The 17,835-nt window shown below is 58.9% G+C and carries 20 protein-coding genes; 16 read left to right on the forward strand and 4 right to left on the reverse strand.

Annotation, left to right across the window (positions count from 1 at the left end; translation table 11 throughout):
- Positions 1–8: 8 nt before the first annotated feature.
- The 3 genes from ACR0CZ_RS16515 to fsa all read right to left on the reverse strand — a co-directional run bounded on the left by ACR0CZ_RS16515 (position 9) and on the right by fsa (position 2,484).
- Positions 9–929 (reverse strand): tyrosine recombinase XerC, encoded by a 921-nt coding sequence (locus ACR0CZ_RS16515; RefSeq protein WP_170397419.1) that lies wholly within the window; start codon positions 927–929, stop codon positions 9–11.
- A complete protein-coding gene (locus tag ACR0CZ_RS16520) occupies positions 926–1,633 on the reverse strand; it encodes a DUF484 family protein (RefSeq protein ID WP_170397417.1) in 708 nt (235 codons plus the stop codon). The genes ACR0CZ_RS16515 and ACR0CZ_RS16520 overlap by 4 nt, the downstream gene beginning before the upstream one ends.
- A gap of 197 nt (positions 1,634–1,830) precedes the next feature.
- Positions 1,831–2,484 (reverse strand): fructose-6-phosphate aldolase, encoded by a 654-nt coding sequence (gene fsa, locus ACR0CZ_RS16525; RefSeq protein ID WP_170397415.1) that lies wholly within the window; start codon positions 2,482–2,484, stop codon positions 1,831–1,833.
- Positions 2,485–2,572: 88 nt separating this feature from the next.
- Here fsa and ACR0CZ_RS16530 point away from each other — a divergent pair, with 88 nt between their 5' ends.
- The 4 genes from ACR0CZ_RS16530 to ACR0CZ_RS16545 all read left to right on the forward strand — a co-directional run bounded on the left by ACR0CZ_RS16530 (position 2,573) and on the right by ACR0CZ_RS16545 (position 7,468).
- A complete protein-coding gene (locus tag ACR0CZ_RS16530) occupies positions 2,573–4,768 on the forward strand; it encodes a primosomal protein N' (RefSeq protein ID WP_170397412.1) in 2,196 nt (731 codons plus the stop codon).
- A gap of 79 nt (positions 4,769–4,847) precedes the next feature.
- The gene (locus ACR0CZ_RS16535; RefSeq protein WP_170397410.1) at positions 4,848–6,080 is read left to right on the forward strand and encodes an MFS transporter; all 1,233 of its coding nucleotides are present in this window, start codon (positions 4,848–4,850) and stop codon (positions 6,078–6,080) included.
- Between the two features lie 66 nt (positions 6,081–6,146).
- A complete protein-coding gene (locus ACR0CZ_RS16540; protein WP_170397408.1) occupies positions 6,147–7,019 on the forward strand; it encodes a 50S ribosomal protein L11 methyltransferase in 873 nt (290 codons plus the stop codon).
- 104 nt (positions 7,020–7,123) lie between these two features.
- Positions 7,124–7,468, forward strand: coding sequence for a hypothetical protein (locus ACR0CZ_RS16545; RefSeq protein WP_170397406.1), 345 nt, complete (start codon positions 7,124–7,126; stop codon positions 7,466–7,468).
- Between the two features lie 108 nt (positions 7,469–7,576).
- On the opposite strand, the gene ACR0CZ_RS16550 is transcribed toward ACR0CZ_RS16545, so the two are convergent.
- Positions 7,577–7,792, reverse strand: coding sequence for a DUF1127 domain-containing protein (locus ACR0CZ_RS16550; protein WP_170397404.1), 216 nt, complete (start codon positions 7,790–7,792; stop codon positions 7,577–7,579).
- Between the two features lie 333 nt (positions 7,793–8,125).
- Here ACR0CZ_RS16550 and ruvC point away from each other — a divergent pair, with 333 nt between their 5' ends.
- From ruvC to tilS, 12 genes are all read left to right on the forward strand, one after another.
- Complete coding sequence (ruvC, locus tag ACR0CZ_RS16555) at positions 8,126–8,623, forward strand: crossover junction endodeoxyribonuclease RuvC (protein ID WP_170397401.1); 498 nt, start codon at positions 8,126–8,128, stop codon at positions 8,621–8,623.
- Entirely contained in the window at positions 8,620–9,297 is a 678-nt protein-coding gene (ruvA, locus tag ACR0CZ_RS16560) for a Holliday junction branch migration protein RuvA (protein WP_170397399.1), read from the forward strand. The genes ruvC and ruvA overlap by 4 nt, the downstream gene beginning before the upstream one ends.
- A gap of 16 nt (positions 9,298–9,313) precedes the next feature.
- Positions 9,314–10,333: a Holliday junction branch migration DNA helicase RuvB gene (ruvB, locus tag ACR0CZ_RS16565; protein ID WP_170397397.1), complete on the forward strand. Its 1,020-nt coding sequence runs from the start codon at positions 9,314–9,316 to the stop codon at positions 10,331–10,333.
- A 64-nt stretch (positions 10,334–10,397) separates the two neighbouring features.
- The gene (locus ACR0CZ_RS16570) at positions 10,398–11,021 is read left to right on the forward strand and encodes a hypothetical protein (protein WP_480537212.1); all 624 of its coding nucleotides are present in this window, start codon (positions 10,398–10,400) and stop codon (positions 11,019–11,021) included.
- Complete coding sequence (ybgC, locus tag ACR0CZ_RS16575) at positions 11,018–11,401, forward strand: tol-pal system-associated acyl-CoA thioesterase (protein ID WP_170397393.1); 384 nt, start codon at positions 11,018–11,020, stop codon at positions 11,399–11,401. The genes ACR0CZ_RS16570 and ybgC overlap by 4 nt, the downstream gene beginning before the upstream one ends.
- A gap of 105 nt (positions 11,402–11,506) precedes the next feature.
- Positions 11,507–12,202: a protein TolQ gene (tolQ, locus tag ACR0CZ_RS16580; RefSeq protein WP_170397391.1), complete on the forward strand. Its 696-nt coding sequence runs from the start codon at positions 11,507–11,509 to the stop codon at positions 12,200–12,202.
- Positions 12,203–12,204: 2 nt separating this feature from the next.
- Positions 12,205–12,675, forward strand: coding sequence for a protein TolR (tolR, locus tag ACR0CZ_RS16585; RefSeq protein ID WP_170397390.1), 471 nt, complete (start codon positions 12,205–12,207; stop codon positions 12,673–12,675).
- A gap of 15 nt (positions 12,676–12,690) precedes the next feature.
- Complete coding sequence (locus ACR0CZ_RS16590; RefSeq protein WP_170397388.1) at positions 12,691–13,794, forward strand: ribonuclease E domain-containing protein; 1,104 nt, start codon at positions 12,691–12,693, stop codon at positions 13,792–13,794.
- Complete coding sequence (tolB, locus tag ACR0CZ_RS16595) at positions 13,791–15,110, forward strand: Tol-Pal system beta propeller repeat protein TolB (protein ID WP_170397386.1); 1,320 nt, start codon at positions 13,791–13,793, stop codon at positions 15,108–15,110. The genes ACR0CZ_RS16590 and tolB overlap by 4 nt, the downstream gene beginning before the upstream one ends.
- 86 nt (positions 15,111–15,196) lie before the next feature.
- Complete coding sequence (gene pal, locus ACR0CZ_RS16600; protein WP_170397385.1) at positions 15,197–15,700, forward strand: peptidoglycan-associated lipoprotein Pal; 504 nt, start codon at positions 15,197–15,199, stop codon at positions 15,698–15,700.
- A 4-nt stretch (positions 15,701–15,704) separates the two neighbouring features.
- Positions 15,705–16,535 carry a tol-pal system protein YbgF gene (gene ybgF / locus ACR0CZ_RS16605; RefSeq protein WP_170397770.1) on the forward strand — a complete coding sequence of 277 codons (831 nt, stop codon included), beginning with the start codon at positions 15,705–15,707 and terminating at the stop codon, positions 16,533–16,535.
- Positions 16,532–17,785: a tRNA lysidine(34) synthetase TilS gene (gene tilS, locus ACR0CZ_RS16610; protein ID WP_170397382.1), complete on the forward strand. Its 1,254-nt coding sequence runs from the start codon at positions 16,532–16,534 to the stop codon at positions 17,783–17,785. Before ybgF ends, tilS begins: the two co-directional genes overlap by 4 nt.
- Positions 17,786–17,835: the final 50 nt, after the last annotated feature.

Below are 17,835 nucleotides of genomic sequence, written 5' to 3' on the forward strand. Positions count from 1 at the left end.
TCTTTGCTTCAGGCTTTTGGGTGCGTGCGGTTATAGACTTCCATCAACCGGGCCGTATCGACTGCGGTATAGGTCTGCGTGGTTGAAAGCGAGGCGTGACCCAAAAGCTCTTGGATCGCGCGCAGGTCGCCGCCCGCAGACAGCAGATGGGTGGCAAAGCTGTGGCGCATCGCGTGCGGGGTGGCTGTTGCGGGAAGGCCAAGTTGCATCCGTGCCTTGGCGACCACAGCCTGAATGATTCCGGGGTTGAGCGGGCCGCCCCTGACACCTCGGAACAACGCCTTATCAGGGGATTGCGGATGTGGGCAGAGGTGAAGATAGCGATCCACCGAAGCCCGAGCGGCAGGCAAGACCGGTACGATTCTTTCCTTATCGCCCTTACCCGATATGCGCAGCGTTTCTGGCAGAGGAGCGTCCACACCGGTCAAAGACAACGCCTCGGAAATCCGCAACCCGCACCCGTAGAGGAGCGTCACAACTGCAACATCCCGTGCAGCGACCCAGTCCGATGAGGATTGTAGCTCGACCGTGTCGATCATTGCGCGCGCGGCATCTTCGGCCAGAGGTCGGGGCAGTTTCTTGGTAAATTTAGGCGCTCGGGTGGACAGCACCGCAGTAGGTTCGAACCCTTCGCGTTCGGCCAACCAGCGATAGAAGGTTTTGACGGCTGAAAGCTTGCGCGCCAGAGATCGCGCGCCGACATCAGAATTTCGCTGCTCTGCCATCCAGGCCCGCATGTCAGAAACGCTGATGCGTTCCAGCGCGGCCAGCCCTTGGCGCTCGCTGTGATGCAAGGTCATGAAGGACAGGAATTCTGTCACGTCGCCGCGATAGGCGTTGAGCGTATTTTCAGACCGCCCCGCCAGCGCCCCCAGACTGTCCAGCCAATGCTGCAGAGCATCGCGGCAGGCTGGGGAAATCAGGCTCACGACAGCCAGTGGCGCATAGAGCGTTCGAACACGCCGGCAAAGAAGGCAAGAAGATCAGTGCCAAGCTGAGGTGAGAAATGCCTCGGATCGCGCGCGCCCATGACAATCATGCCGGGTAGGCGGCCAGTGCCAAGATCGAGTTTCAGGCAGGCCTCGGATCGTAGCTGATCGGCTTGTTTACCGTAAACTTGCGGATTGGGATGGCGGATTTCGCGCAAGGTAACCTCGCGCGGCTGACCGTTGCGGTCAGCGGTCAGATAGCTATCGATAAAACCAGGCTCAGCCACAGTCAGCACGCCGCCGAGCTGGTTCACCACCGGATCATCACGTACGACGGTTGTTTCGAGGACCAGAGTGATGTGATCGACTCGCAGGATTTCGGCCACGTCATTGCCTAGCGCGCGCAGGAAATCCTCGAACACGGTTGGCTCCAACAGGCGAAGAATGGCGCGATGCACCTGATTTGTGCCCGCCAAGTTCTCATACGCGGCAGCGATCACCGAGCGATGAGTGTCCTCAAGGCGGTCAAGACGCGCCTCAAGCCGCTGCATGGCGATACCGCGCAGGTCGATAACGTTGTCACCACGCGCCTGCTCATTTGCAGCCACCAAGGCCTGCATCAGGTCTTTGTCATCCAGCACGGCGTCAGGCTCAGCCAGAATTGCGGCGCGGAGATTGTCCTTGAGTTTAGGATCGCTGCTCATGTCCCGTCCGGTCGTTTTTTTTGTTTGGCGGGCTTATAACATGGGTTGCTGGATTTGCCTTGGGAAAAATGCACGCGAAAGGCGAATTTCATCGCTGCTGTGGCGGGCGCTCCCGCCTGCCTGGCGCTGATCAAAGATCAGCTTTTGCCGTTGGGCCGGGCGCGGTGCCTGATGGCACCGCGCGGCAATGCTTGGGATCAGAGGATTTTCTGACCTGTCTTGGCCCAGTCGGCCAGGAAAGTTTCAAGGCCTTTGTCGGTCAGCGGGTGGTCGGCCAGTTTTTTGATCACGCCCGGAGGTGCTGTAATCACGTCAGCCCCGATGCGGGCACTATCGGTCACGTGGTTTACGGTGCGGATCGAGGCGGCGAGGATTTCGGTCTCGAACCCGTAATTGTCATAAACTTGGCGAATATCTGCGATCAGGTCCATGCCATCGAGGTTGATATCATCCAGACGTCCGATGAAGGGCGAGATAAAGGTCGCACCCGCCTTGGCGGCCAGAATGGCCTGATTGGTCGAGAAGCACAGGGTCACGTTGACCATCTGGCCTTCGTCGGTCAGTGTTTTACAGGTTTTCAAACCGGCCCATGTCAGCGGCACTTTGACTGCGATGTTGGGCGCGATCTTGGCCAGCTTACGGCCTTCGGCGATCATGTCGTCGGCCTCGGTGGCGACAACTTCGGCCGAGACGGGGCCGTCGACCAGATCACAGATCTCTTTGGTGACTTCCAGAATGTCGCGGCCCGATTTCAGGATCAGCGAGGGGTTAGTGGTTACGCCGTCCACCATGCCCAGATCGTTCAGTTCGGCGATGGCGTCGATCTCGGCGGTGTCTACGAAGAATTTCATGAGGGCAGTCCTTTGATGGGTTGGCCTTGGTCGCGGATGGCTTTACCTCAAAGAGACCCATGCTGGAACCCCCTGCGAAGGATATGCCGTGAGCGCTAACGGATTTTTCGACGAAGGAGAACTGGTTGCGGTGCTGACCACGCAGCCGCTGGACCGGACGTTGGATTACAAAGCGCCCGAGGGCGGGTGCTTTCTTGGGGCGTTTGTCGAGGTGCCCTTGGGCCCGCGCAAAGTCTTGGGTGTGGTTTGGGGGCCGGGGCAGGGTGGTTTTGATCTGGCCAAGGCGCGATCGGTGAACCGGGTGCTTGAGGTCGCGCCGATGCGTGAAGAAATGCGGGTGTTTCTGGGGAAAGTGGCTGACTACACCCTGACGCCGATGCCTGCGATGCTGCGGCTAGCAACGCGCGCGCCGGGGTTGGGCAATCCGCCCTCGATGCGCAAGGTTTATCGTTTGGGCGGTGGTCAACCGGACCGAATGACCGACGCACGAATGCGGGTACTTGAAGTTTTGCGAGACTATGGCGGCTTGGCCTTTACGCTGAAGGAACTGGCCGAGCAAGCGGGGGTCACATCTTCGGTCATTAAGGGGTTGGTCAAACAGAACGCTGTGCGTGAAGAGGACAGCCCGCGTGATCTTCCCTATCCTCATCTTGATCCTGAATTGCCGGGAAAGGACCTGACCGAGGATCAGGCGGAGGCCGTGATGCGGCTTCAGTCCGGGCAACGGACGGGAGATTATGGAACGACTCTTCTGAAGGGGGTGACGGGCTCGGGCAAGACCGAGGTTTATCTTGAGGCGGTCGCTGAGGCCCTGCGCGTGGGGCGGCAAGCACTGGTCTTGCTGCCCGAGATCGCGCTGACGGCTGAATTTCTGACGCGTGTCGAGGCGCGATTTGGTGCGCGTCCGGCTGAGTGGCATTCGGGCGCGACCATGACTGAACGTCGCCGGGTTTGGCGGATGGTCGGTCAGGGTGATGCGCAACTGGTCGTTGGTGCCCGGTCAGCACTGTTTCTTCCATTTCGCGATCTTGGTCTCGTAGTTGTCGATGAAGAACACGACACCTCGTACAAACAAGAAGATGGGGTGCATTATAGTGCGCGGGATATGGCCGTTCTGCGTTCGGCCATCTGCGGAGCGCGGGTGATTCTGGCCAGCGCGACGCCTTCACTGGAAAGCTGGGCCAATGCCGAGGCGGGTAAATACGAACGGCTGGACCTGACCTCGCGTTTTGGTGCAGCAGTCCTGCCCGAAATGAAGCCGATCGACATGCGCGCCGAGCAGATGCAGGCCGGGACTTGGATTTCCCCCTCGCTGCGGCAGTCGGTGCAACAGCGTATCGAACGCGAAGAGCAGTCACTGCTGTTCATCAACCGCCGTGGCTATGCGCCCGTGACACTATGCCGGGCGTGCGGGGAGCAGATTGCCTGCGATCATTGCGACGCGCGAATGGTTGAACACCGGTTCCTCAAGCGTCTGATGTGCCATCAATGTGGTGAGACCAAGCCAATGCCAGAGGCCTGCCCATCCTGCGGGGTCGAGGGTAAACTGGCACCGGTCGGACCCGGGATTGAACGGCTGGCAGAAGAAGCCGAGGCGGCGTTCCCCGAAGCCAAGATCGCTATGCTCAGCTCTGATCTGTTTGGTTCGGCTCGTGCCCTGAAGGCCAAGATCGAAGAGATTGCCGAAGGCGATGCGGATATCGTTATCGGGACGCAGCTGGTGGCCAAAGGACATAACTTTCCAAAGCTGACACTTGTAGGGGTGATCGATGCGGACCTTAGCCTGCATGGGGCTGACCTGCGCGCGGCGGAACGAACTTTTCAATTGATGCGGCAGGTAGCGGGCCGGGCAGGTCGTGCGGAAAAACCGGGGCAGGCGTTGTTGCAGACATTCCAGCCGGAACATCCGGTGATCCGGGCGATTCTATCGGGCGATGAAGAAGGGTTCTGGAAGGCTGAAGCCGCCGGGCGTCAGGCCGCCGGGGTGCCGCCTTATGGTCGAATGGCCGGGATTGTCCTGTCTGGCCCCGAGGTCGGGCCGGTCTTCGACATCGGCAACGCCATGGCGCGCAACGATGCGCCGTTGCGCGATGTTGGTGCTCAGGTATTTGGCCCTGCTCCAGCCCCGATCGCGCGCATACGCGGGCGTCACCGCGTCCGGCTGTTAGTCAAAGCCCCGAAAGGTGCGCCTATTCAGGACGCCATAGCCCGCTGGATCGCCCCGTTGAAGTTGAAAGGCGATATCCGCCTGACCGTGGATATCGATCCGCAAAGCTTCTACTGACCCCTGCATCAGTGCAGAGCCGCTGTGCGCCGGCCGCTTTCCCCTCGCCAAAAAGTACAAATGGGCGTAGAGCATTCTCATGCTGAAACCCATGCCCTTGTCTGAGGCGCAGAGTCTTCCGCTCTGGCGCCGCCCTATGACGCTCTTGTTCGTGATGGCGTTGACCATGCCGATCGCGTTTAACGCGTGGAGTGCATTGCTGAACAATTTCGTCATCGAGGCGGCGAACTTCGACGGGGCGGATATCGGGCTTTTGCACACGGTACGCGAGATTCCGGGCTTTCTGGCCGTTGGCGTGATTGCGGTGATCATTTTCATCCGCGAGCAGGTACTGGCCATGATCTCATTGATGATGTTGGGCGTGGCGACGGCGGTGACGGCCTGGTTTCCCAGCCTTGGCGGGTTGCTGTTTGTGACGCTGTTCAGCTCGATCGGGTTTCACTACTATGAGACGGTGAACCAGTCACTGCAGCTGCAATGGCTGCCTAAAGACCGTGCGCCGCAGGTGCTTGGCTGGCTGGTGGCTATGGGCTCGGCTGCGACGGCTGTGGTCTATGGCTTGATCGTCCTGACATGGGACCGCTTCGACCTGTCCTATAACTTCGTGTTCATGGCGGCAGGCGGTGTGACAACTTTGCTGGCAGTGTTTTGCTTGATTGCTTACCCGCAATTCGACGCACCGACGCCGCAGACCAAGAAGCTGATCCTACGTCGCCGCTACTGGCTGTATTATGCATTACAGTTCATGGCGGGCGCGCGGCGGCAGATTTTTGTCGTGTTCGCCGGTTTCATGATGGTCGAGAAATTCGGCTTTGAAGTACACGAACTGACCAGCCTTTACCTGATCAACCTTATGATCAACATGATGGCGGCTCCGCTGCTGGGCAAGGCAGTCGCGCGGTTTGGCGAACGCCGCACTCTGATCTTTGAATATGCCGGGCTCGCCATCGTTTTCGCAGCCTATGGCGGCATCTACTGGTTTAGCTGGGGCGTGCTGCTGGCGGCGATCCTCTATGTGATCGACCATGTGCTGTTTGCTCTGGCGTTGGCTTTGAAAACTTATTTCCAGAAGATCGCCGACCCGGCGGATATTGCGCCCACTGCGGCGGTGGCATTTACCATAAATCATATCGCCGCTGTTTTCCTGCCAGCACTTTTAGGTCTGCTATGGGTGGTTTCGCCCGGCGCTGTGTTTGGTTTGGCCGCTGCAATGGCGATCATCTCGCTTCTGCTGTCATTACTGATCCCGCGTCATCCGGAACCGGGCAACGAAACCATCCTGTCGAAATACGCCCCCGCGCCCGCCGAATAAGCGACTCCGCTTGACCTTGGCGGTCGGTGCCCCTAGGCGCTGTTTCGATCGAAACAGGAGGCCCCCATGCCAACATTCACTGCTCTGACCACTTTGACCGGCAAGAAAGCCGCCGAAGGATTGGGCGAGGCGATGGAACGGCTGGACCCGGAACCAACCGGCGTCGGCGTGTTCGAGGTCGAGGATGGCTCGGGCCTGTGGGAGGTCGGCGGCTATTTTACCGAAACCCCGGATGAAACCGCGCTGGCGGTTCTGGCCGCCGCGTTCGAGGCCAAGCCCTTTGTGGTCTCGGAACTGCCCGAAACGGATTGGGTCGCCCATGTCCGCCGCGAACTAGCCCCGGTCGAGGCCGGCCGGTTTTTTGTCTATGGAAGCCATGATGCCGACAAACTGCCCGAAGGCCGCATTCCGCTGCTGATCGAAGCTGCGATGGCATTTGGCACAGGGCACCATGGGACAACGCTTGGCTGCCTCAAGGCTTTGGACCATCTTCTGGATCATGGGTTCACGGCCACCAAAGTTGCCGATATCGGCTGCGGTACTGCCGTGCTGGCGATGGCCGCAGCTCGGGTTTGGGATGGCGATATCATCGCCAGCGACATTGATGAGGTTGCCGTCGACGTGGCCGAGGCCAACCTTCGGGCGAACGGTATGGCGGGTGCGGTTAAATGTGTTGAAGCTGCAGGTTTCGATCACCCGGATCTGAAGGCGCATGCGCCTTACGATCTGATATTCGCCAATATCCTAAAAGGTCCGCTCGTGGCCCTTTCGCCTGAAATTTCGGCGAACCTGCGGGGGGGTGGACAAGCGATTCTATCGGGAATCCTCAATGAACAGTCCGATGACGTGATCTCGGTTTATCTCCAAAACGGCTTCAATCTGGTTCGCCAGGATCGGATTGGTGAGTGGACGACGCTAATCTTAAGCAAACAGGGCTGAATTTAGGCCATTTACGGGAGTTTTGTGGATTTTTGCCACGTTTTTGTCGCATTCTCTAATTACCGTCTTTCAATGCACTCGGGGGGCGGTTTTCGGAGGCTGCCATGACAGGAAAACAACTCGAATTCGATCAACGCATCTCGCGTTTGAACAAAAAGCACCAGAAACTCAGCCGCGGCTATCGTGCCACGTTGCGCTCAGACGGGCTGGTGGTGATGAAACCACAGCGTATGCGTTCAGCAGTTCCAGCGAGGGTTTTGTTACTGTGTTTGGTTGGCTTCTTTGCCTTCAAGGCCTTTTTACTGTCTCATCTTGGCCCGACTGCGTACGAAACGCGTGTTGAAAGCCTGAATCAGGGCACGCCGGTTGAGAAAGCTGGCGCCTGGATCATGCAGGCCGATCCGGTGACCGCGTTTTTCTCGAGCCAACTGAACAAGGTTTGGTTCTAACCGGATATCTTGCACCCTCCTAACAAAAACACCGCATGCCTCACGGCGTGCGGTGTTTCTGTTTGCCCCACAGGGAGGAGGAAGGGGCGTATGCGGTAGTCCGTTATCTCAGTAACGGCGGCCTTCGGCGACAACGTCGATGTCGCCGCGGCATAGTCCGATATCGTCCAGTTCGCGGTCAGAAAGACCGTTCAGCGCGTTACGGGTTGCGCGGGCGTCATTCCATTCAACAACGGCGTTTACAACCGATGCAAAAAGTGCGCCGATACGGCCGACGAGGCCGAATGAGCCAGTGGTGGTGCGGGTGGTATCCAGTGCAGCCATATCCTGTTTCCTTCTGGTTTGTGTTAAACTCTGATCTTGCGATCTGAGCGGCATCTAGTGATGAGTTTCGCCGTGCGCAAGCTCAGAAATTGCATGTGTCCTATGCATTTTTTGCAACGCTCGAAATTGATGAAAACCCCTTAAATCATTGGTTAAAGTTCGATCGGATAAGCGTCGAAAACGAACCTAACCCGGTCGCAAACAGGCCGCGAGGAACCGGCGGCGACATGAATGTCGGTTTTGGACCTTGAGTTGATTTCCTTGGAAAATGTTCACGCTTCGTGCTAGTCGATGAAAAAAGATCACACAAACCCGAGCAGGCCGAGACAAAACATGCGAATTCTGGGCATTGATCCAGGGCTTAGAACCTTGGGATGGGGCGTCATCGAATCGCATGGCAGCCGCCTGAGCCACGTTGCGAATGGATTGTGTAAATCCGATGGTGATGATCTGGGGGAAAGGCTGCTGTCGCTACACAATCAAATCGTCGAAGTCATCGCCGAGCACAAACCAGATCAGGCGGCAATTGAACAGACCTTCGTCAACAAGGATGGGGCCGGTACACTGAAACTGGGTCAGGCGCGTGGTGTTGCGCTTCTGACGCTTGCGAAGGCGGGTTTGCCGGTTGGCGAGTACGCCCCCAACCGCGTCAAGAAAACGGTGGTGGGCGTCGGCCACGCCGAAAAAGAGCAGGTTCTGCATATGGTCAAACTCCAACTGCCCGGTTGTTCCCCCAAAGGGGCGGATGCTGCGGATGCGTTGGCGATTGCCATCTGCCATTCCTACTATGGCGCCGCACCGCAGGCACGGATGAAAGAGGTACGCGCATGATCGGCAAGCTCAGTGGACGGCTGGACTACCGCGCGGCGGATCACGTTCTGATCGACGTGCGGGGGGTCGGCTATATCGTCTATTGCTCGGACCGGACCATGGCGGCCCTGCCGGGGGTGGGTGAGGCAATGTCAATCTACACCGATATGGTCGTGCGCGAAGACCTGATGCAGCTTTATGGTTTTCTGTCCTTGGTCGAGAAGGAATGGCACCGTCTGCTGTGCTCGGTTCAGGGTGTGGGTGCGAAGGTATCGCTGGCCATTCTTAGTGCGCTGGGGCCCGATGGTGTCAGCCGCGCGATTGCCTTGGGCGACTGGGGGGCCGTGAAGGCCGCAAAGGGTGTCGGCCCCAAGACCGCGCAACGGATCGTTCTTGACCTCAAGGACAAGGCCCCGGGTGTGATGGCGATGGGCGGCACGGTGACCGAAGCGATGGATGGCCCGGCACTTGAAGTGGTTGAGACGACCGAGCCTGCGCCTGTTCCGAAACGGGTGGCCAAACCGGCCTCGGGCGCTGCCGCTGCTTCTGCGGATGCGCTGTCGGCGTTGGGCAATCTGGGCTATGGACCGTCCGAGGCGGCATCGGCCGTGGCCGAGGCAGCGGCTAATATGCCAGATGCGGGCGAGGCCGATCTGATACGCGCCGCGCTGAAGCTACTGGCCCCCAAGGGCTGAGTGAAAGGGTAACTGAATGGTAGACGCTGATCCCGCCCTGCGACCCGAACCGATGCCCGAGGACAATGACCGCGCCCTGCGCCCGCAGGGGCTGGATGAATTCATTGGTCAGGCCGAGGCGCGGGCCAACCTACGCATCTTCATCCAGTCGGCCCGCCAACGCGGTGAGGCGATGGATCACACGCTGTTCCATGGTCCACCTGGATTGGGTAAGACCACGCTTGCGCAGATCATGGCGCGCGAGTTGGGAGTGAATTTCCGCATGACCTCGGGGCCGGTTCTGGCCAAGGCGGGGGATTTGGCGGCGATTCTGACCAATCTGGAATCGCGGGATGTCTTGTTCATCGACGAGATTCACCGTCTGAACCCGGCGGTCGAAGAGGTGCTGTACCCCGCGATGGAGGATTTCGAGCTGGATCTTGTCATTGGTGAAGGTCCGGCGGCGCGGACTGTACGGATCGAGCTGCAGCCATTTACGCTGGTCGGGGCGACAACGCGGATGGGGTTGCTGACCACGCCGTTGCGCGATCGGTTTGGCATCCCGACCCGGCTGCAGTTCTATACGGTCGACGAGTTGCACGAGATCGTCACCCGCAATGCCCGCAAACTGGGCGCACCTGCGGATGACGAAGGCGCGCGTGAGATCGCGCGCAGGTCTCGTGGAACACCACGGATCGCCGGTCGTCTGCTGAGACGCGTGGTGGATTTTGCCATTGTTGAAGGCGATGGGCGGATTACGCGCGACTTGGCGGATGGGTCACTGACCCGGCTGGGGGTCGATAACCTTGGTCTGGACGGGGCCGACCGCCGGTATTTGAAGCTGATTGCCGAAAACTATGCGGGCGGGCCAGTGGGGATTGAAACACTCTCGGCGGCGTTGTCCGAAAGCCGGGATTCGCTGGAAGAGGTGATCGAGCCTTATCTCCTGCAGCAAGGCCTGATCCAGCGCACTCCGCGCGGACGGATGCTGGCGCAAAAGGCATGGACGCATCTGGGGATGGCTGCACCCAAAGGACAGAGCGATCTGTTTGGTTGAAGTGGGGCGCATTAGATTTTAAGCCTCAGGCGGTCGTATCTAAATCGAGAAGAAGGACTGGGGCGTGACACCCGATGAGATTGAGGCGCTGTTCACACGCGATAGCGGTGAGTTTCTGTTTGCGCGCTGGGGCAGACCCATCGTGCCCATCGTGTTTGGTGTCGAGGATGAAACGCTGTCGACCGTAAAAGGTGCGTTCGAGGCGGTTGTCACTCTGGCAAATCACAAGATGGCCGAGACGGATCCCGAACTGGGTGCCAATTGCATGGTGTTCTTCTTCCGTGAGTGGCAGGAATTGTTGGACGTGCCCGATCTGGATCGCCTGATCCCGGATCTGGCTCCACTGGTTGACCGGCTGGTGGCTGCCGATGCCAATCAGTATCGCATATTTCGGTTCGAGGATGACGGCGCTATCCGCGCGGCATTTGTGTTTTTGCGCATGGACAAAGAGCTGTCGAAAGTGCCGGCAGAAACGCTGGCGCTAAACCAGGTTGTACAAACGATCCTGCTTTGGTCCGATACTGCCTTTCGCAGCGCCTCACCTCTGGCGATTGCTGGTGACGCGACGATCTTGCGGCCTGATATTGCGGCCTTGATCCGCGCCGCCTACGATCCTGTTCTGCCCGGTGCCGCGCAGGATCCCTCTCATGCGCTGCGCTTGTTCGCCAGATCGGAGCCGTCGCAATGAAGCATCACTACCCGGTCCGTGTTTATTACGAAGACACCGACATGGGAGGCGTGGTCTATCACGCAAATTATCTGAGATTCATCGAACGCGCCCGGTCGGACTGGGTGCGTAAACTGGGTAATGATCAGAACGCAATGCGGGACGCAGGCATTGTCTGGGTCGTGCGGCGGATCGAGGCGGATTATCTCGCCGCCGCTAGGTTTGAAGACGAGCTGATGGTCGAGACCGAGATGGTTTCGCTATCGGGCGCTCGGTTGACAATGTCGCAATTGGTCATGCGTGGCGAGACCGTGATTTTCCGCGCCGAGGTAACGGCTGTCTGCATGAATGCGCTAGGTAAGCCCGTTCGTCTTCCGGCAGAGATTCGCGCATTGATGTAACATTTTCAGCCTCCGGGGTGGTTCTGTTGGCTTTTCATCTCCATCTGCGTTAGCGTTTGGCAAAACAAGGCCAAATGGCCATCAGGCAAAACAAAGAGCAGGTTCATGGAAGCTGAAACGCTGGCGCTGGCGCAGGAGATCGATTTCTCCATGTGGGGGCTGTATGCCCGCGCGACCTTTATCGTCAAACTGGTGATGTTGATGCTGATCGGTGCATCCATCTGGTCCTGGGGCATTATCATTCAGAAACTGATCAACTACCGAGCCGCGCGGCGCGAGGCGCAGGTATTCGATGAAAGCTTCTGGTCTGGCAATCCGCTGGATGAGCTGTTCGAGCAGATCGGAACCCAGCCCGATGGCAGTTCCGAGAAGATTTTCGCGGCGGGGATGATCGAGTGGCGACGCTCGCACCGCACCGATGGCGGCTTGATCGCAGGGGCGACGGCGCGGATCGATCGCTCGATGGACGTGGCGATCGCGAAAGAGGCTGAGGGGCTGCAAAAAGGGTTGCCCATTCTGGCCACTGTCGGATCGACAGCGCCGTTTATCGGCCTGTTTGGCACCGTTTGGGGCATCATGAATGCCTTTATCGAGATTGCCGAGCAGCAGAACACAAACCTCGCCGTTGTGGCCCCAGGTATTGCCGAGGCGTTGCTGGCCACCGGTCTTGGCTTGCTGGCCGCGATCCCGGCGGTGATATTCTATAATAAACTCAGCGCAGACAGTGACCGCATCGTCGGCGGCTACGAGGCCTTTGCCGATGAATTCGCCACTATCCTGTCGCGTCAGTTGGATAGCTGACGATGGGTGCGGCAGTTCAGCAAAGCTCGGGCGTGAACGGACGTAGGCGCGGACGGCGGCGCGGGCGCGCCCAACCGATGGCCGAGATCAACGTGACGCCCTTTGTTGATGTCATGCTGGTGTTGCTGATCATCTTTATGGTGGCGGCCCCATTGTTGACCGTCGGCGTACCTGTCGATCTGCCCAAGACTGCCGCAAGTGCCTTACCCGGTGACAACGAAGAGCCGCTGACTGTGACCCTGACCGCAGATGGGCGCGTGCAGATCCAGACCACGGATGTGCTGCGCGAAGAACTGATCGGTAAGCTGCGCGCGATCGCAGCTGAGCGCAGCAGCGACCGCGTGTTCTTGCGTGCCGACGGCGCGATTCCATATGCGCAAGTGATGCAGGTCATGGGCGCTTTGAACGCGGGTGGGTTTTCCAACGTTGGCCTTGTGACCGATACCGGCGGGCCAACGCTGGACGAAGGTTGAGAGTGAGGCTGCGCGGTGGATACCGGCACCAAGATTTCGGCAATTGCGCATGTCAGCCTGATTGGCTGGGCGCTGATCGGCGGGACCTTCCGGTCCGAGCCGCTGCCGATGGCTGTACAGGATGTCTCGGTGATCTCGGCTGAGCAGTTTGCGGCCATGACCGCGCAACGCGAGGCACCCGAGGTGCCGACTGACCCGGCTGAACTGCAACAGCCTGCAGAACCTGATGAGATCGAAATACTGGACCCGACGCCGGAAGATACGCCCGAACCTGAGCAGGTTGCTCAACCCGAACCGGATCCGGAACCGGAACCAGAACCAGAAACAGTGGAAATCCCACCTGAACCCGAACTGATAGAACAGCCTCCAACGCTTGAAGAGCCCGAGCCTGAGCTGGCGGCGCTTCCTGCGCCTCCAGGCCCAGAGGCAGAACCAAGCCCAGCGGATAAGATCGCGCCCGAGCAGATTGCTCCTCCTCCGCCCGAGGCCAAGCCGGATGAAATTGAAACCCCTCCGGTTTCGCTGGATGAAGGGGCGGAAATCCAACAAGAACAGCAAGATCAAACGGCACCGGAAGAGGCCGCGCCCGAGATTGTGACCGAGGCGGAAGAAGTCGAAGATCCGGCCCCGCGAACTTCTCCTCGTCCGCGCGTGCGCCCGAACCGACCGGCACCCCAGCCAGAGCCCGAGGTTGCAGAAACGCCCGAGCCCGCGCCGACTGAACCTGCGCAAAACGAGCAAGCGATAAATGACGCACTGGCCGAAGCATTGGGCAATGGCACCGAACCTTCGGGCCCACCACTGACAAGCGGTGAAAAGGAAGGTCTGCGCGTTGCAGTTTCGAAATGCTGGAATGTCGGATCGCTTTCAACGGACGCTCTGCAGACCGTGGTCGTGGTCGGATTTTCGTTGACCCGAGATGGCCAGGTTGTCGGAGGCAGTCTACGAATGATCGATAGCTCCGGTGGCTCATCTGCCTCGGCGCAACAAGCATTTCTAACCGCGCGGCGCGCAATTTTGCGCTGTGGGTCTAAAGGATATGACCTACCTGCTGACAAATACGATCAATGGCAGGATATTGAGATTACATTCAATCCCGAGAGGATGCGGATCAAATGATGAAACTTCTGACCAGCCTCTTAATTGGCCTGACCCTTCTTTCGACCTCGGCCTACGCCCAAGGTGGCCCGCTGCGTCTGGAAATCGATGAAGGGATCATCGAACCAATGCCGTTTGCCGTGCCAAGCTTTGTGCCTGACGGTCCCTCGGCGGCACAATATGCACAAGATATCTCGCGGGTGGTCGTGTCTGACCTGACCGGAACGGGCCTGTTTCGTGAAATCTCGTCGGATGCATATATCAGCCGCGTCAGCAGTTTCGATGCGCCGGTACAGTTCGCTGATTGGAAGGCGATCAACGCTCAAGCACTGGTGACAGGGGCGGTCAACGTGTCGGGCAAGCGCCTGACGGTTCGGTTCCGGGTCTGGGATGTCTTCTCGGGACAGGAACTCGGCAACGGGTTGCAGTTTGCAGGAACAACCGACGGTTGGAGGCGCATGGCGCATAAGGTCGCGGATCAGGTTTATACCCGGATCACGGGAGAGGGCGCCTATTTCGACAGCCGTGTCGCGTTTGTGTCGGAGAGCGGCCCAAAGGATCAACGGCGCAAACGGTTGGCCATAATGGATTACGACGGCGCTAATGTGCAGTATCTGACCGACAGCGCAGCGATTGTTCTGGCGCCTCGGTTCTCACCGACGGGCGACCAGTTGCTCTATACCAGCTACGAGACCGGTCAGCCGCGTATTTACGTTCTGGATGTCGGCCGCGTGAAGCGGCAGGAGTTGAAAACGCAGGAAGGCACCATGAGTTTCTCACCGCGCTTCTCTCCGGATGGTCGTTCAATTGTTTACTCGTTGACCCAAGGCGGAAACACGGATTTGTGGAAAATGGATCTGGCCTCGGGCCAAAGCGTGCGACTGACCAATACGCCCGCGATTGAAACTGCACCAAGCTATGCGCCGGATGGCAGTCGGATCGTGTTTGAAAGCGACCGGTCGGGCACTCCGCAGCTTTACATCATGCCCGCTAACGGAGGCGAGGCAACGCGGATCAGTTTTGGGCAAGGCCGCTATGGCACGCCGGTCTGGTCTCCTCGCGGGGATCTGATTGCGTTTACCAAGCAGAACAAAGGTCGCTTCCACATAGGCGTTATGCGCACGGATGGCAGCGAAGAGCGCCTTTTGACCGCCTCGTTCCTGGACGAAGGTCCCACATGGTCGCCAAACGGGCGGGTCATCATGTTCACCCGCGAAACGCAGGGTGCAAGCGGTCGATCGACGCTTTACTCTGTGGATATTTCGGGCCGTAACTTGCGTCCTGTTAGAACGCCGGATGGCGGTAGCGACCCGTCTTGGGGGCCACTGCAGAATTGATCGGAACAGACACCAGGTAAAGTTCACAACAAACCCGCAATGTGATAGAAGCGCGGCAATAAACAACGAAACACGAGGCACTTGAGATGAAACTGTTGAGCAAAGTCGCGGCAATTGGGGCGCTGACCCTGATTGCGGCCTGTTCCAATAATGATCCGTCGGCTCTGGGTGGCGGCGCTGGTGGCAGCGGCGCGCTGGTTCCGGGCTCACCCAGTGATCCGCGTTCGCCAGCCTATTTCCAGCAGACAGTTGGTGACCGGGTCCTGTTCGCAGTCGATCAGTCCACGCTCAGCCCGCAGGCGCAAACAATTCTGCAAGGGCAGGCCGATTGGCTGCTCGCCAATCCGGATTTTGTCGCCAATATCGAAGGCCATGCGGACGAGCAGGGCACGCGCGAATACAACCTTGCGCTTGGAGCTCGCCGGGCCAATGCGGCGCGGGAGTATCTGATCTCGCGCGGGGTGGCAGGCAACCGGTTGACCACCGTCAGCTATGGCAAGGAACGCCCGATCGAAATTTGCAGCACCGAGGATTGCTATTCCAAAAACCGCCGCGCGGTGACGGTGCTGACCGGCTCAACCTTGGGGTAAGATGATGCGAATTGCAGGATTGGTTCTGGCGGCGGTCGTGACCGTCGCTGGTGTGGCACAGGCTCAGGATCAGCAGACTTTGGCGGATATCCGTCAGGAGCTGACGGTGCTTCACGTGGAAATCCAACGCCTCAAGCGCGAGTTTTCAACCACTGGGTCCCCCGCGCCAAACCTGTCCGGCAGTTCCGTGCTTGAGCGCGTTGATGCGATCGAGGCAGAATTGCAGCGCCTGACACGCCAGACCGAGCAGTTGAACCAACGGGTGCAGAATGTCGTGACCGATGGCACCAACCGTATCGGTGATTTGGAGTTTCGTCTGGTTGAACTTGAAGGCGGTGATCTGAGCGCGCTGGGCGAAACCTCAACGCTGGGTGGTGAGACATCGACCGATGTGGCTGTGGCACCCACCCCCAACCCTACGCAACCCACGGTCACTGATCAGGGGGAGCTTGCAGTCGGTGAACAAGCGGATTTTGATGCCGCTTCGCAGGCCCTGGTGGATGGTGATTTCCAGACCGCGGCCGATCTGTTTGCGCAATTCGACCAGTCCTATCCGGGCAGCCCGCTGGCGAGCCAAGCCAACCTGCGGCGCGGGCAGGCGCTGAAAGGGGTGGGCGATACACGCGAAGCGGCGCGCGCCTTTCTGGCCAGCTTCACGGGCGACTCCGAAGGGCCTCTGGCACCCGAGGCGTTGTTTGAGTTGGGCGCAGCGCTTGGACAGCTGGGCCAAACCGATCAGGCTTGCATCACTCTCGGCGAAGTTGGCGTTCGGTTTCCGGCATCGGCACCAGCTGCTTCGGCCACACAGGAAATGGCAACGCTGGGCTGTTCTTGACCTCTGACGCCGATACGCTTCGGGCAAATCTGCGGGCGGGTCTGCCGGATCCACCACCGCGCCGGCTGGGGGTGGCAGTATCAGGGGGCAGCGATTCGACCGCCCTGTTGCATTTGCTGTTTGATATCGCGCGACAAGAGCAGATCGAGCTGTTTGCGGCGACCGTTGATCACGGTCTGCGAGCTGAATCTGCCTCAGAGGCCTTGGCCGTCGCGACACTGGCGCAGCGCTTAGGCATTCCTCATGAAACGCTGAAATGGCAGGGGTGGGATGGATCCGGAAATCTGCAGGATCAGGCGCGGCGTGCGAGATACCGGTTGCTGGTCGCGTGGGCCGAATCGAAGGGCCTAGAGGCAGTTGCGCTGGGCCACACGGAGGATGATCAGGCTGAAACGGTACTGATGCGGCTGGCCCGTGCTTCGGGCGTTTCGGGGCTTTCGGCCATGGCTGTATCGCGAAAAGAAGGTCGGGTCACATTGCTGCGCCCATTGCTGTCCACGACACGCTCCGATCTTCGGGAATATCTGACTGCGCAAGGTATTTCGTGGATTGATGATCCGTCGAATCAGGACCCTCGTTTTGACCGGATCAAAGCCCGCCAGGCACTTTCCGGATTAAATCAAATCGGGATCACGGCAGAGTCATTATCACGGGTCGCTGAAAATATGGCGCAAGCGCGTGAAGCATTGGCGCAATACGCGCAAGAATCCGCTTTCCGGTGCATGACGGTGACGGATGGCGATCTTTGCATTGATCGCGAAGGTTTCGAAACTCTGCCCGAAGAAATCCGTCGTCGGCTTGTGACCGCGTCTGTTTCATGGATCGCAGGGGGAGAGTATCCGCCACGACACAAAGCGGTGGATCAAGTGTTGGATTCGATATCGTCTGCTCAGACGGCCACCCTTGGGGGCTGTATTTTTACCCCGGAAGGCAAAAAAACTTGGATTTGCAGAGAGCTAAACGCCGTCAGCAATCAGCACGCGCACCCCTCAGAACCTTGGGACAGGCGTTGGATTATATCCGGGCCAAAAACTGAAGTTGCGGAAATCCGGGCGCTTGGTGAGGATGGTATATTGCAGCTGGAAAACTGGCGCTCTGTGGGCAAACCTCGCGCTGCAGTGTTGTCGACGCCCTCGGTTTGGGCCGAAGGCACTCTATTGGCTGCACCCCTGGTCGGTTTTGCAAACGAATGGCGCGCCGAACTGCTTCCAGAAAGGTCCGACTTCGATGCGGTGATTTTATCTCATTGAACCTGCCACAATCCTCTCTATTTTAAGGATCAACCCCGGCAGGTCCCGAC

Source organism: Ruegeria sp. H9, from assembly GCF_056532915.1.

Bases quoted from the DNA above. Each gene is read 5' to 3' on its own strand.
- ACR0CZ_RS16520 (WP_170397417.1), bottom strand. From the start codon at position 1,633: ATGAGCAGCGATCCTAAACTCAAGGACAATCTCCGCGCCGCAATTCTG.
- fsa (WP_170397415.1), bottom strand. From the start codon at position 2,484: ATGAAATTCTTCGTAGACACCGCCGAGATCGACGCCATCGCCGAACTG.
- ACR0CZ_RS16535 (WP_170397410.1), top strand. From the start codon at position 4,848: ATGCTGAAACCCATGCCCTTGTCTGAGGCGCAGAGTCTTCCGCTCTGG.
- ACR0CZ_RS16540 (WP_170397408.1), top strand. From the start codon at position 6,147: ATGCCAACATTCACTGCTCTGACCACTTTGACCGGCAAGAAAGCCGCC.
- ACR0CZ_RS16545 (WP_170397406.1), top strand. From the start codon at position 7,124: ATGACAGGAAAACAACTCGAATTCGATCAACGCATCTCGCGTTTGAAC.
- ACR0CZ_RS16550 (WP_170397404.1), bottom strand. From the start codon at position 7,792: ATGGCTGCACTGGATACCACCCGCACCACCACTGGCTCATTCGGCCTC.
- ruvC (WP_170397401.1), top strand. From the start codon at position 8,126: ATGCGAATTCTGGGCATTGATCCAGGGCTTAGAACCTTGGGATGGGGC.
- ruvA (WP_170397399.1), top strand. From the start codon at position 8,620: ATGATCGGCAAGCTCAGTGGACGGCTGGACTACCGCGCGGCGGATCAC.
- ruvB (WP_170397397.1), top strand. From the start codon at position 9,314: ATGGTAGACGCTGATCCCGCCCTGCGACCCGAACCGATGCCCGAGGAC.
- ybgC (WP_170397393.1), top strand. From the start codon at position 11,018: ATGAAGCATCACTACCCGGTCCGTGTTTATTACGAAGACACCGACATG.
- tolQ (WP_170397391.1), top strand. From the start codon at position 11,507: ATGGAAGCTGAAACGCTGGCGCTGGCGCAGGAGATCGATTTCTCCATG.
- tolR (WP_170397390.1), top strand. From the start codon at position 12,205: ATGGGTGCGGCAGTTCAGCAAAGCTCGGGCGTGAACGGACGTAGGCGC.
- tolB (WP_170397386.1), top strand. From the start codon at position 13,791: ATGATGAAACTTCTGACCAGCCTCTTAATTGGCCTGACCCTTCTTTCG.
- pal (WP_170397385.1), top strand. From the start codon at position 15,197: ATGAAACTGTTGAGCAAAGTCGCGGCAATTGGGGCGCTGACCCTGATT.
- ybgF (WP_170397770.1), top strand. From the start codon at position 15,705: ATGCGAATTGCAGGATTGGTTCTGGCGGCGGTCGTGACCGTCGCTGGT.